Genomic DNA, 12,834 nt, shown 5'->3' on the forward strand with positions numbered 1-12,834 from the left:
TGCGCAGTTCTATCCCTTATATCAACGTTTCACTTCATCTTCTCGCGTCAAGCTTCATGTTACTTACGTCAAGTTGCTATACTTTGTCAATGGTTATCAACATTTTACCTTTTAATTGGAAGACTCTTCTCCACTATTCAATATATAATGTAAATTAGGATCTCGGTTTGAGGAAGCTATCTTCTTAATAAGTTCTTTCTCCTCTAACAACTTAAGAATTTTACGAGCATACTGCGGACTTTTCCCTAGAGCTTCAGCAAGTTGTTTTGTTTTTAACTTATCCTTTTCGTAAGCCAGTTCTAAAGCTACTTTTTCATCATCAGTTAGACTTTTCCAATTCCTATTTAAAATCGTAGAAATTCGTTCTTCCCTTCTTCTTCTACGCATTACAATATTATTTTTAAGAGTAAGAATTACTGAGGTATTGGTCTCAGCATATAAAGGCGGCTCTAAAAAAAATTGCTCCATATCTCGATAAATCCGTTTAACACCTTCATTCAGCTCCCGTACCCATCCAAACTCAGTTAATGCACGGGCTATTTTAGGGTTCCTTGAGTAGCGTGTAAATTTGATATTCTCAACGCTCACTATATTGGGAAGTTGACCTGGACTGTGGATTTCTAGCCTATCATCGAACATAAATATCTTAATATCATCACCGTGTATATTGTAAGCTCGATGAGTAATAGCATTAATAACTCCTTCTTGCCAAGCAAAAGGAGGATATTCAGGAACTGTAATGAATTTTCCAGTATTAGTATCTAGAGCAGTGAACTCCCTCAACTGTGTATCAATAAATTCTTTTGATTCATCAATTAACTTAGGTATCGGAGCCTCAAACACTTTTTGTTTAGAAATGTTCATCGATGTTCCCACTTCAGCTTTTGTTCCATCATAGCGAAAAAATCTTAATTTTGCGCTCGGAACAAAGGCCGTTGGGAACTTTGCAAACATTAAAGCACCACCAACAGTTACTTGTACTTCATTATTTACTCTTCTTACAAACCCTCTTGCTAAAAGAAGCTCTTCAAAAGTTCCTGTAAAATTTAACAAACTCCTATATTTATTTAAGACATCATGATCAAGATCATCTAACCTGCAATTTTCAGCAATCCGCTCTTCATACAAGCGACTACCCTTGTCATATTCAATATCTATCCTTTGTTCAAAAGTCAGCTTTTTTGTTTCATCGCCTACTCTTAAGAACACCTCATCTGCTTCAGTTTTATGGACTTTATCAATACTTGGGTCTATGTGAAGTAAGATAATTTCATCTTTTTTTCCATTGTTTTTCATGACTTCAATGTTCTCGTATTTATAGTTCACAGATGGAAAACACTTTTCAAAACCACACTGAATAATATCATTAACTTTTGTGTTTCCTTGAGAGAGAACACCTTGGATTTTTCCATCTTCAATACCCACAGCAATTAATCCACCGTCAGCATTAGCAAATCCCACAATCGCTTCAGCTAGTTTATTTATTTTAATTCCTGCTGACTTACGATCAAAAAATTGGTTTTCATTGGTCGTTAATAAGAAGTCCATTGTTAGTGTAGTATCATATTTAGAAAAGCTCATACTTTCCCCCTCCTGCAATTATTACAGCAGAACTGTTTAATAAGAGCATATCACAAGCAGATAACATATTAATCATTTTCTCCTTAATATCCTTCAATTAAACAATACTAGACAACATATTCCATTAAAAACATCAATACAAGCATCTCTTAACAAACAAAAAGAGCAGTAATGGACTATTATTAGTCTTTAATCGTTCCTTTTACTTTTATAATCCACCTAATAAACGTTAATACAAACGTTTCACAACCAAAGAAAAAACCAATATGGGACCAATAAATAGACTATTATTGGTCCTAAATGATCCTTTTGCTTTATAATCCGTATAATAGGCGTTAATACAAACGTCTCCCCACCAAAGAAAAGACCAATATCGGGACCAATAAATGAACTATTATTAGTCCTAAATGGTCCTTTTTACTTTTATAGGCCCGCCTAATAGCCATTAATACAAGCAAAATCTCACGACCACAGAAAAAGACCAATATTGGGACCAATAAATGAACTATTATTAGTCCTAAATGGTCCTTTTTGCTTTTATAAGCTCACCTAATAGATGTTAATACAAGCAAAATCTCATGACCGAAGAAAAGACCAATATTAGGACCAATAAATGGACTATCATCATCAAGCTTCGCATACACACGAAGCTACTTCGCACAATTTGACGCAACTAACGCGGCAATCAAACGGATTAGAAACACTAGCTTCGCATACACACGCAACTACTTCGCACAATTTGATACAAATAGAGCGACAATGAAGCAAATTGGAGACACCAACTTCACATATTCACTCATTAGCTTCGTACATACACGCAACTGCTTCGCACAATTTGACGCAAGTAAAGCGGCAATGAAGCGTATTAAAGACACCAGCTTCGCATATTCACTCATTAGCTTCGCACACTTTTAAAAAAAGAGAAGTAGGTAACCTATTAGAGCGAATGCACTACAGCTTAATTCTCTATTTTTCGCCGTGAACAAAATAAGGATCCTTGCGATTAAAAACAAGGATCCTTTATGTATTAAAAACTGTAGGTTTTGATTTTAGATAAAAATAAACTGATTACGATGATCAATAGTTCCATAAATATTTAAATATTCGAGTGGCTTTTTGTTATTTACAAACTTTGATTGGCATCTAATCATAGAATATACAACCATCTCTTTTTTGCCTTGTTCTTGCTTCTCTTTAATAATATCAATGATCTTTTGATCATGAATTGTATACGAAACTGTAGGTTTCCGCAGTACCTCATCATTGTTATTTTTAGGTAGAAAAGCAGAGTTAAACTCCAATACATAATAACCATACTTAGCCCTTAAATCCTTCAGTTCAAACGTTCCCTGGATACAGATTGGATAACCATTATTTTTCTTATGTTTTTGGAAGCATTTATAGTATCTGTCTCGTACATAATAGAAATCACCCCATTTAATAATGCTCCCCTTACATTCAAGCGTAATCATTTGAGACAATTCTTTTTGATCATTTAAAATTGCTCGCAACGCCATAAGTTTTCTTAATGTCCGTATGCTGCCACTATTATCGGTAGCTTTTAAATGGTCCTTATTCGCTACATAAGGTCGACTTGATTTTTTAGGTTGATTATTCTGCGGTTTAATGTTTGCTAAAGGAATGCCGATATTAAATTTATACATCTTTTCATCAAGCAATTTTAACGTTCCATCAGACTTATTTGCTATTCGTTTTAATTCAGATAACACATCATAAACACAATGTTCTTTATGTGGCTCCAAATGAGATTTCATTTTAAAATGACCAGATACCGGTGTACCATCTTTTCTTGTAGTACTTCCTACAAATTTCAAATCAACTCCACAATGTACACATGAATAGGACAGATGATTGAGCTTTTTTCTCTCAGCTTCTCCAACACTAACCGTAGTCAAAGTGCCTTTTATATAAGCCTCTTTAATCATTACCATTAGACAGTCCTTCATCTCCCTTAAAATTTCATTCCAAACCAAGCCTCTGTTTACATTCTTCTCAACGACTTAATCAACTCTTCATGAGACGGATCTACATAAATCGCTGTCGTATTAATACTTTCATGTCGAGCAAGCCGACGAATGATTTCGATTGGTGTATCATTCAAAGCAAGATTTTTGCAAAAGCTATGTCTAAGTCTGTGCGGTGTGATCCCTTCCATCCCAGCTAGGTCACCGTACTTTTTCATAAATTTTTGGATTCCTCGAGTCGTTATTTGCTCCGATCGCTCAGATACAAATAACCAAGGGGAGTTACGATGGGAAGCTTTTTCACATTCACCGCGCAACTTTAGCCACTGCTTCAAGTTACGAGAATATTTATGAACAAGTGTAACAACCGCATACTTCCCTTTTTTTCCATCCCGCACAATAACCTTTACATCTTTGCCAGTCAGTGAAATATCCACAACCGCAAGATCAACTACTTCTTGCACACGTAGCCCCACGTATAACATTAAATCAATGATCGCTAGATTTCTTGTACGTAACCAATCACTGGGCTCAAGTTCAGCATAGCTAATAAAACGTTCTTGCTCGGCTGACGTTAACCACTTCGGCTCACCACTATCGCTATCAGCAATCGCCACGCGCTTTATACGAGTCATAGGATTTTCTTTTATATAGCCAGCTTCCTCTAAAAAGAGGAAAAAAGAATTCAATGCTGTAATATACTTATTGACTGTTGCTGGGTTTAACCTTTTATCATGTCGAAGAAAAGAAATATATTCTTTTACGTCAATTGGGCGTGCGTCAGTGATTGATGCCTCGTTACCACTCCAGCTGCAATATTCTCTAATTACATGATGATAGGATTGAACAGTCTTGTCATCTTTTCCCTCTTCTTTCAGGTGAAAAATATAAGCATCAATAACATTCACCATACCACCTTCTTTTTTTCGTACTGCGAACTAGCCATTTATCTTTTTATATCGTACTGCGAACAGTAACAAGACTATTATTCTTGTATTGTTCGCAGTATTGACATTCTACGAATAGATACATTCATTATTTTTGAAACAGAGCTTTTACTTCATGACGATAGCCGTGCTTCATTAAAAACTCTAGAATGGCCGATTCGAATATTTGGCGTTGCGTAATATTATTCTCATAGGAAAAATCAAGAACCAGTTGATTTAATAAATGACTTAGCTGAACATTTTTGTTTTGGGCGATTCCTGGAATAAGATACCGTGGGATTTGATTAATAAATGAGTCGGATACCTGTTCTTCAATCACCTCATTATTCTTCTGTTCTTGTAGTTCTTTCGATTCTGCATGGGCCATTGGGACGTAATTTCTAATCTTGTTATCCCATTCATAATGCTTCTCCTTCATATAATCTGCCAAGGATCGATGATTCGGAAACAGAAGCTTTTTGGCCACTTCCTTGGCATCATGCCCTGCTTCAAATAGGGCGATTATTTGATTGATTTTCCCAGGGTGAACAATTGAGCCATTTACTTGTTCTTGAGATATTTTCTTTTCTTTTGGTACATAATTTTGAACCTCTTTATCCCACGTATAACCGTGCCGACGCATATACATGTCTAACGAACGATAATCACTATGATTTAGTCCTATTGCTAACTCCTCTCTGCTAATACCAGCGTTCAGTGATTGTAAAATGTAATTTGTTCGATCTTCTTTCTGTAGTTCAGCTAACATAGTAAATTACACTCCTTTCTTTACAATTGATTAACGGCTTCTCTTAAATCATCTGTTTGAACATTCAGATAAATGCTGGTAGTTTTCAATGAAGCATGGCCTAATAAGTGCTGTATGGTAACTACATTCGTTCCTTTACTCAATAAGTTTGTAGCAAAACTTCGACGTAATGTATGATTAGTTACTTTCTTGGTCCATCTAAGTTTCTTTGCTGCCTTTCGCAATTGCATATTTACATATTGGCCAGATAATCTGCCTGTTTTTTTAGTAGCGAAAAAGTAAGGAGATTCAGAGTCTCTTTCCGTTTCAAGATATTCTAATAAATACGGTCGTAAAGATGCTGCCATTGGCACCGTTCGATTTTTCTTTCCTTTTCCATTTACGACGTATATTAAACCATTCTCAAAATCAACATGCTCCATTTTCAATTCAACAGTTTCATTGATCCGCAACCCTGTTTTCAACATAAAAATAATCGATGTATGAATAATAGGATGTTTAATAGTACCAAGTAGTTCTTCCATTTCTTTTTCAGTAAGAGAAACCTTTTGTTTTTCAATCACTTTAGCGCTATCAATTGTTGCTGCAGGATTTCGTTCGATCCATCCTTTTTTTAATGCATAATTAAATAGCGAACTTACACTAGCTAAATAGCGATTTCGACTTCTCGGTTGCAAATTTCGTTCTTCAGCTAAATAGATTAAGTATTCTTCAAGGTCATCACGAGTAACATCATCGAGGTACACTAGACCATTTAGATGTCCCTGAAGAAATCGATTGAGAGAATTTAAATCTTTTGTATATCCTTTTATTGTTTCGGAACTATATTCATTCATTTTCAAGTAAGTCAAATAGGCTGTTTGTGCTTCTTCAAATAACATTTCACTCATTCCCTTCAAGAAGATAAATGACGACACTGGAATCTGTAACCAAAAGCACCAAAAATGAGCGCTCGATTGTGCACGTCTAAATAATCGATCTGATGAAGATTTACATGATGATCTGCATCGTATAAATGAAGCGCAAAATCTAATACAAACTTTTCAGATGTTGACCACGGTGCCGATAGCTTTTTCAGTTTTTCTTTCTCAATATAGCCGTTTTCTTGATCTACACAATCTAAATATTTGGACAGTTTTGGATGCTCTAAAAATAAGTGCATCATTGTGTCCCAATTTCGATCCCCAGTTAAATTCACCGAATTCATAAAGTACACCCTTTCAAAATTATAGAATTACCCTTTCTTTCTTTTTTATTGAAAGAAAGGAGGGTAAATAAATTTACAGTTTAGTAAAAGTATGAAGACGAGCGTCACGCGTACGAATATATTCATATTGAATTTTATTCTCGAGTAATGCTCCTTCAATTCGCGTAATGGCAGACTTTAACTTGTAGGCAGAAATCCACTCGTCTCCCAAAATCTCTTGTGCAGATATTGTTTTTCTTAAAAGCTTCAACATCTCTGAAGCTGGTGCTGACACACAATCATGTTTTTTCATCATTTCAATCACAGCCGATAATAGCCAATCATACTCGCTTGCTTCTTCAGCTACTAAGCGTCGATTATTATTAAATGCTGTAAGAAACGTACCATTATCAAACCCAAGAGCTGGCTCAGCAGCCGTGATCCATTTTGCAAAGTCAGCCATTCGGGGCTTTTGAGGCAGATGAATCATATTGTAATTTTTCAATGCCATACTCACTGCATCATAAATTAGTCCCATAATTGGTCCTTTTATTTTTTCAAAATCTCTCCAAATCTCTTCTTTTGTTCGACGATTTTCAGACATAATCATCGGCAAAGTTAGGACAATGGAGCGATCTGCTAAATCGTAACGTTTCGTAATATTCTCGATGCCGTTTAGAATGACGGGCTTCATAGCTTTTAAAACAGATTCTTCATCATTCGTATACAATTGTCGACGAGATAACCCACCGCCGGTTGACAATTTACAAAGGGCATCTGACATATGCTCTGATATTTTTGAAATATTATCAAATGCCAGCAGCCAATTCTTTTGTGCCATGACGAGTAAATCTTCTTCATTTTCTGGCAGTGTACGCAACGTCGCATACCCAGGATCAATAACTGATTTAGTTATTTCGCTTACTATCGTTTTCCCAGCCCCTTGAGCTCCATTTAAAACTAACAAAGGATATGGTCCACGAGGGTTAAAGCATCCGATGACAAACGCCAGCCACAAAATGAACTGCTCCTCTTTAAATTGAAAAATTTGTTTGAGTTCATCTAATTCTCCACGCGACTGTGGGGAAGGTAAGCTTCGCATTGTTTTTGAACGAATAAACTTGACCGGTGCCCCCTTCACAATCTGCCAACCGGTTTTTGACACTTCTATAACATCAAAAGCTTCATTCCCAGAGTCAACGTACACTTTTCCTTCATCATCATGAGCCACTCTTATAAAAATTTCTTTCCAGATCACATTATTTATCTCTTCAATAGACTGAAGCGTAGCGTGCGCTTCTTTTACAGCAGAAGACCTTGGGCTGTCATGAAAGTGTTGATAATACTCATTGATCATCCACTGTTTGAATAGTGGCTCTTCCAACAATACATTTCGCTGTATTCCGTTTATCGTAATCGTTGCTACTATACCAAGATCCGTTTTAAAGAATTCTTCTGCTGATGCATAGACAAGATCGATTAATGCCTTCGTCTGAGAAATCTCTTTATTTTCATATTTTGCTTTAATGCGCTCTTTTACGTCTAATTCTTCCACCCGCTTCACATCGCCTGCTTTACGTTTAGACATATACGTCTTCCCCACTAGCAATTTTCAGTGCTTGATGAAATGAGACTTTATATAATCTCTGTATCGCTTGAATGCCGTTACCACTTCCGCATCCTGCAAAACATGTCCAACCGCCAGTGTGAATGTGAAAAGAGAAAGAATTATTTTCATCGTCATGGAACGGACAAGTAGTACTAAGCCACTCTCCGTTTCCTTTCATATTCTCGACAAAGCGACGATAGAATTCAATCCAGTCTACAGTCTGTATGATCGTTTCTACCTCTGTGCTTTTCTTTCTACCCATCTTTTTATATAATGAATTCAAAGTCTTTTTGGAAGGAGACTTCTTTTCAGTTGAAGCGATCTGGCAGGATCGCTTTTTTTCCATATAGGGAATGAGCCACTCTGGAAATGGAGCCAACTCAGTATCATGTGGTGAAATAACCCATTTATATTTATGTCCACTAGGATGAATGGATGGTGGCGCTACAACCTGCTTTTTATCTGACAAAATATCAGTTTTTTCAAACGGTGTGCAAGATGATACACCTGGATGATACATGTAATAAAAATGATAACCGCGGTTTGTTTTTACGGTCCATGATCGTGGAAGTGGTCCTAAAAATTCTAGTTGTTTCAACGCTTCTTCGTCATCGACATCAATGACAATGCAATTTGAGATATGGCCTGTTAAAATTCCAAGATTTTTATGAGCAAAGCTAATTCGTTGGCCATTTTCGTTAATTATACCGAATTGAATTTCTTGTTCTGTTAAAGGTTGTAAGTGAAAACGACTTGTCCATCCTTTTAAAATAGGACGCTTCCCTTCGAGAGGCATGACAGTAAAACCTCTACGATGATAAGCAAGTGCATGTTGAATCGTCTCATCGTACATGCTGATTACGCTCCTTTTTTAACTTAACCTGTTCAATGGCTTGCATGATGCGCTGTTCGTCTTCTGTAGAAAGTGGTTTTCGAAAAAGACGATAGAGTGTGTTTTCATGAATTTGCAACTCGTCTGCTACTTCATATGTGAAAATTTTTTCTTCACGAATCTTTTGTTTGATTATTAAATTTTTCATGGATGTCCCCCCTTTTTTGTTTTTTATCAAAAACAAATAAATAAAAATACCTAACAAAAACAAAAAAATCGTTTTTTTATAAAAACACCTCCACAACCACATGTTATATTTGTTTGTTTTTTTTGTCAACTATAAAAGGAGGTATTGTCAATGAGAGAATTTGCATCTCTTTTAAAACAATATATAAAGTCTAGTGGTTTATCATTAAATACGATTGTTGAAGACATAAAGGAGATGGGCTACTCAATGTCAAAATCCTATCTCAGTAACCTACAAAATGATAAGGCAGATCCTCCTGATCCATATATTTGTGCTGCTTTAGCAAAAGTGACGGGTAACGATCCAAAAGCTTTAATAATGGCTTCTTTTCATCAAGATATCCCTGATCATTTTAAGGATTTTTTATCTGACGTTTATATTAATAAAGATGATATACCTGATTTTGAATACCAATCCGATGGAAAAACAAAAAAATTTTTTCTAGAAACTTATTGGAAGGAACTATCAACCCCACCAGAGAAGGCATTATTTAACGTCTATAGACCAATACCTCTTTTGGATAAAATATATCCAGGTGCAACTTTTTATGATAATGATATTATAGGAGAATATTACGTTGACAGAGTATTAGTTCGTGGGGTAAATGGATTTGCCTTAAAGGTTTATGATGATAGCATGAGTCTTGATAATATAACTCATGGAGATACAGTAGTTGCAGTGAAGACCGATGATTGGGATGAAACAGATTTGCTAGTTGTGTCCATCAATAATCAACCAGCCATTATAACACGGCTACAACAGGATTTGGAATTTTCAGGAGGATATATAGTAAGACCTAGTAATCCTAAATACCCATTAAGATTTGTTGATAATAAATCAATTGATATCATAGGTGTTGTTATATATGCTGAGTCAGGAAAATGCTTTATCGAACCGTTTAATTAATCACTCCTTTAGGGAGAGATATTGATATTTGGTCGTTTGTGTTCTAAAAAATTGAAATTTGTTTTAATAGTTCACTTCAGAAAAAGTGTCACTTTCTATAAAATCCGGTGACACTTCATCCTCACAGAAACTTTGATTTAATGCACTTTGTGACACCTGTGACGATTGTGACGCTATTTGTCACCTACTCTTTATATATACATATATATGTATATATTGTTAATAATAAAGTTGTCATATTGTCACAAACCTTGCTATACCAACGTTTCTTTGGAAATCAATCGTCACATATATTGTCATTAGTCGTCACCTACTGTCACGACATTTTCATTTCTTTACAAGTGCGATGCTCTATCGTATACTGTGACTATATCTGTTTACTTTTTTTCTTTTTTTAACCAAACTAACAACAACATGCCCCTCGGGTGATTTGAAACAACGTTTTATTTGGCGTTGCTTAAAAAATCCATCTGAGGGGCTTTTTTGTGTTTATTAACAATCCAATATGCGAAAGATCCGGACAGAACGTACAAAAGCTGAGTACACTGTCCCTTTTTTATGTCAGCTTTGATATAGAGTGTTTTCTCCATTTGAGGACTATGCCGGAGAAACGAGTCGGACATGCTGTTGCACGTCGACCGAAAAGAACCAGAGTGCAGGCAGCTGAAAAGAGCCGATCGCCAGGACCAGCGGTTTAGAAATAGGTCAAGCGCAAACTGCGATGATTGGAAAATTGGTTTAATTGTTGAAGCCAGAAGCAGAGAGAGAAGTAGTGCGCCCCTCTGCAAAAAGATTTGCACGCACGACGCCGTATAAGCGGCATCAGTAAGACTGATACGTGCTCGCTGAAGCGCTAAATACGCTACCCAAATTGGGAATCAGCTACTATTTCTTAACGAATCATTTATTCTATCTTCTCCCTTGGAAGAGTGAGACACTTCACTTTATTCTTAGTACTATCGGCTTGGAGAAGAATTTATATAGTGTAATAGGTGTGAAACCATACTTAGTACTATTGGGAGAATTATGCCCATTTCGCTTATATGCTTGAAGGGAGGTGAAAGATCATTGACGAAACGAAGAGACTGGACACTGACTGAAAAAGAGAAAAAAGTGTACGAGAACCTAAAAAAACAAGCGGAACGATTGCTCCATTTTAAGAAACACCATCAATCTAAAAGAGGAACGGCGAGGTACCGTGCGGGGATTTACGAATTCTGTAAACATTTAGCGATTTATTATAAATCTCAAAATTTCCGTAACATATCAGACAAGCACCTTGAATCTTTTGTGATAGAATCCGTGAAAGCAGGAATATCAAGTGCTGCCATTAAAACTGACCTAGCAGCTATTCGCAAACTGCACTCACTTGTATCAAACAGCCGTAACATGCTAACTAGTGATAATTCTAAATTTAACCTTAAAAAACGAAGAACACGAGGAGTTGATCGAGCATGGACGTCTGAAGAAATAGTTAGAGCCAAGCAGCTAGCTAAAGAAATGGATCGAGTCCATATATTTTGGGCCATTACCATTACCGAATTTTTAGGAACACGAATTGAAGAAGTGACAGCACTGCGCCGTACCCAGCTGAAAAAAGCTATAAACACTGAATCTCTCCGTCTTGTAAACACGAAAGGCGGTATCCCAAGAGATATTCCACTAAATAATGGCGCACGATCCATTTTCCAAACGATTTTAGCCACTCCCTCAACGACCGATACGATCTTTTTTGGTTGGCACGGTTGGACACATGATCAAGCAATGAAATCAATTCAAAATTGGATTGCGAACCATCGAACCAGCTTTATGGAGAACGTTTTAACAAACGATAATCCCTACCAACAATCATTTGACATTGATGAAATGCGACCAAGGATTACATTCCATGGCTTGCGTCATACCTTTGCTAGACGAGAATACGAAAAGCGAATCAAACAAGGACTTTCCTTCCAGACCGCTCGCTTACAAACAGCGGCATTACTTGGACACGGACGTGATGAAGTAACAACTATATACCTTGGGAAAAAGGAGGACCAATCATGAATGTTTGGCAAGATACACTCGAAGCACTGAAAGCAGAAAACAACATATTGAACGCAGAACTACAAGAATTGAAAGAAAAGCTTCTTCTAGCAGAAGAAGATAAAAAACACCTCCGTGAAGCTGTTGGTGCCTGGCGAAGAAAAGCGCTCGACAAACAGCCCATTAAGAACAGCCGAATGAACGAACGTCACTTTAACGGCCTTCACACCTTTGAAGTGCCATTGCGTCATCTGCCGCGAGATCTCAGCATGGCAGAAGTTATGACCGAACTGAAAGAGCAGTATTTAGCTAGCGTCTATCCCTATCAATACCACGGACTATATTGCCATCACAAAGAAGGCTGGATCGTCCGCCTATGCAGCCCACTACACGTCGATCTATCTGTTAGACTCGACACAAAAGAAGAAGAGTTCCTAAAAATAGAGGCTTATGATGCGCAGTATAAACATTTATTCCCCTTCATTAGCTAAATCAAAAAGATTGCTGGTTAATAAACGAGCAATCTTTTCTCCTCATCTACTTATTCGAATTCCAAATCAGCGACATCTCTAAAATCCACATCACAATGTGCGTATTTTTTTCGTCACTCTTGGATGCTTTTTTCAATGGCTTTTTGTTTATTTTCAATTAGTATCGCTTGAGGGAGTGGTACTTGAGTTTCACTAGATTTCTATTCACGAACTTTCGAACGAGCATTAGCTATTAACTTTAGCCGAAAATTTTGCTTAGCAGCTGACATATTGATTC

The 12,834-nt window shown here is 36.6% G+C and carries 13 protein-coding genes; 3 read left to right on the top strand and 10 right to left on the bottom strand.

Annotated elements, in window-relative coordinates:
* Positions 1-111: 111 nt before the first annotated feature.
* The 10 genes from IRB43_RS17190 to IRB43_RS17235 all read right to left on the bottom strand — a co-directional run bounded on the left by IRB43_RS17190 (position 112) and on the right by IRB43_RS17235 (position 9,096).
* Positions 112-1,581: an ATP-binding protein gene (locus tag IRB43_RS17190; protein WP_063384546.1), complete on the bottom strand. Its 1,470-nt coding sequence runs from the start codon at positions 1,579-1,581 to the stop codon at positions 112-114.
* A 725-nt stretch (positions 1,582-2,306) separates the two neighbouring features.
* On the bottom strand, positions 2,307-2,477 hold the full coding sequence (locus IRB43_RS17195; RefSeq protein ID WP_203364690.1) for a hypothetical protein: 171 nt from the start codon (positions 2,475-2,477) through the stop codon (positions 2,307-2,309).
* 153 nt (positions 2,478-2,630) lie between these two features.
* Positions 2,631-3,533, bottom strand: a complete 903-nt coding sequence (locus tag IRB43_RS17200; protein ID WP_063384545.1) for a hypothetical protein — start codon at positions 3,531-3,533, stop codon at positions 2,631-2,633.
* Positions 3,534-3,583: 50 nt separating this feature from the next.
* Positions 3,584-4,477 (bottom strand): tyrosine-type recombinase/integrase, encoded by an 894-nt coding sequence (locus IRB43_RS17205; RefSeq protein WP_063384544.1) that lies wholly within the window; start codon positions 4,475-4,477, stop codon positions 3,584-3,586.
* A 124-nt stretch (positions 4,478-4,601) separates the two neighbouring features.
* The gene (locus IRB43_RS17210; protein WP_063384543.1) at positions 4,602-5,261 is read right to left on the bottom strand and encodes a hypothetical protein; all 660 of its coding nucleotides are present in this window, start codon (positions 5,259-5,261) and stop codon (positions 4,602-4,604) included.
* Between the two features lie 20 nt (positions 5,262-5,281).
* Entirely contained in the window at positions 5,282-6,142 is an 861-nt protein-coding gene (locus IRB43_RS17215) for a tyrosine-type recombinase/integrase (protein WP_203364691.1), read from the bottom strand.
* A 14-nt stretch (positions 6,143-6,156) separates the two neighbouring features.
* Positions 6,157-6,468 carry a hypothetical protein gene (locus IRB43_RS17220; RefSeq protein ID WP_063384541.1) on the bottom strand — a complete coding sequence of 104 codons (312 nt, stop codon included), beginning with the start codon at positions 6,466-6,468 and terminating at the stop codon, positions 6,157-6,159.
* A gap of 73 nt (positions 6,469-6,541) precedes the next feature.
* Entirely contained in the window at positions 6,542-8,035 is a 1,494-nt protein-coding gene (locus IRB43_RS17225) for a hypothetical protein (RefSeq protein WP_063384540.1), read from the bottom strand.
* Positions 8,028-8,909: a bifunctional DNA primase/polymerase gene (locus tag IRB43_RS17230; RefSeq protein WP_063384539.1), complete on the bottom strand. Its 882-nt coding sequence runs from the start codon at positions 8,907-8,909 to the stop codon at positions 8,028-8,030. The genes IRB43_RS17225 and IRB43_RS17230 overlap by 8 nt, the downstream gene beginning before the upstream one ends.
* Positions 8,899-9,096: a hypothetical protein gene (locus IRB43_RS17235; RefSeq protein ID WP_063384538.1), complete on the bottom strand. Its 198-nt coding sequence runs from the start codon at positions 9,094-9,096 to the stop codon at positions 8,899-8,901. The genes IRB43_RS17230 and IRB43_RS17235 overlap by 11 nt, the downstream gene beginning before the upstream one ends.
* A gap of 150 nt (positions 9,097-9,246) precedes the next feature.
* On the opposite strand from IRB43_RS17235, the gene IRB43_RS17240 reads away from it, so the two are divergent.
* The 3 genes from IRB43_RS17240 (at position 9,247) to IRB43_RS17250 (ending at position 12,557) form a co-directional block, all read left to right on the top strand.
* Complete coding sequence (locus IRB43_RS17240) at positions 9,247-10,041, top strand: LexA family protein (RefSeq protein ID WP_063384537.1); 795 nt, start codon at positions 9,247-9,249, stop codon at positions 10,039-10,041.
* Positions 10,042-11,109: 1,068 nt separating this feature from the next.
* Complete coding sequence (locus IRB43_RS17245; protein WP_203364692.1) at positions 11,110-12,087, top strand: tyrosine-type recombinase/integrase; 978 nt, start codon at positions 11,110-11,112, stop codon at positions 12,085-12,087.
* Positions 12,084-12,557, top strand: a complete 474-nt coding sequence (locus IRB43_RS17250; protein ID WP_063384535.1) for a hypothetical protein — start codon at positions 12,084-12,086, stop codon at positions 12,555-12,557. Before IRB43_RS17245 ends, IRB43_RS17250 begins: the two co-directional genes overlap by 4 nt.
* Positions 12,558-12,834: the final 277 nt, after the last annotated feature.

Origin of the sequence: Bacillus sp. REN10, from assembly GCF_016820555.1 — a bacterium.
GTDB lineage: Bacteria > Bacillota > Bacilli > Bacillales > Domibacillaceae > Bacillus_CE.

Bases quoted from the DNA above. Each gene is read 5' to 3' on its own strand.
- IRB43_RS17190 (WP_063384546.1), bottom strand. From the start codon at position 1,581: ATGAGCTTTTCTAAATATGATACTACACTAACAATGGACTTCTTATTA.
- IRB43_RS17195 (WP_203364690.1), bottom strand. From the start codon at position 2,477: ATGAGTGAATATGCGAAGCTGGTGTCTTTAATACGCTTCATTGCCGCT.
- IRB43_RS17200 (WP_063384545.1), bottom strand. From the start codon at position 3,533: ATGGTAATGATTAAAGAGGCTTATATAAAAGGCACTTTGACTACGGTT.
- IRB43_RS17205 (WP_063384544.1), bottom strand. From the start codon at position 4,477: ATGGTGAATGTTATTGATGCTTATATTTTTCACCTGAAAGAAGAGGGA.
- IRB43_RS17210 (WP_063384543.1), bottom strand. From the start codon at position 5,261: ATGTTAGCTGAACTACAGAAAGAAGATCGAACAAATTACATTTTACAA.
- IRB43_RS17215 (WP_203364691.1), bottom strand. From the start codon at position 6,142: ATGTTATTTGAAGAAGCACAAACAGCCTATTTGACTTACTTGAAAATG.
- IRB43_RS17220 (WP_063384541.1), bottom strand. From the start codon at position 6,468: ATGAATTCGGTGAATTTAACTGGGGATCGAAATTGGGACACAATGATG.
- IRB43_RS17225 (WP_063384540.1), bottom strand. From the start codon at position 8,035: ATGTCTAAACGTAAAGCAGGCGATGTGAAGCGGGTGGAAGAATTAGAC.
- IRB43_RS17230 (WP_063384539.1), bottom strand. From the start codon at position 8,909: ATGTACGATGAGACGATTCAACATGCACTTGCTTATCATCGTAGAGGT.
- IRB43_RS17235 (WP_063384538.1), bottom strand. From the start codon at position 9,096: ATGAAAAATTTAATAATCAAACAAAAGATTCGTGAAGAAAAAATTTTC.
- IRB43_RS17240 (WP_063384537.1), top strand. From the start codon at position 9,247: ATGAGAGAATTTGCATCTCTTTTAAAACAATATATAAAGTCTAGTGGT.
- IRB43_RS17250 (WP_063384535.1), top strand. From the start codon at position 12,084: ATGAATGTTTGGCAAGATACACTCGAAGCACTGAAAGCAGAAAACAAC.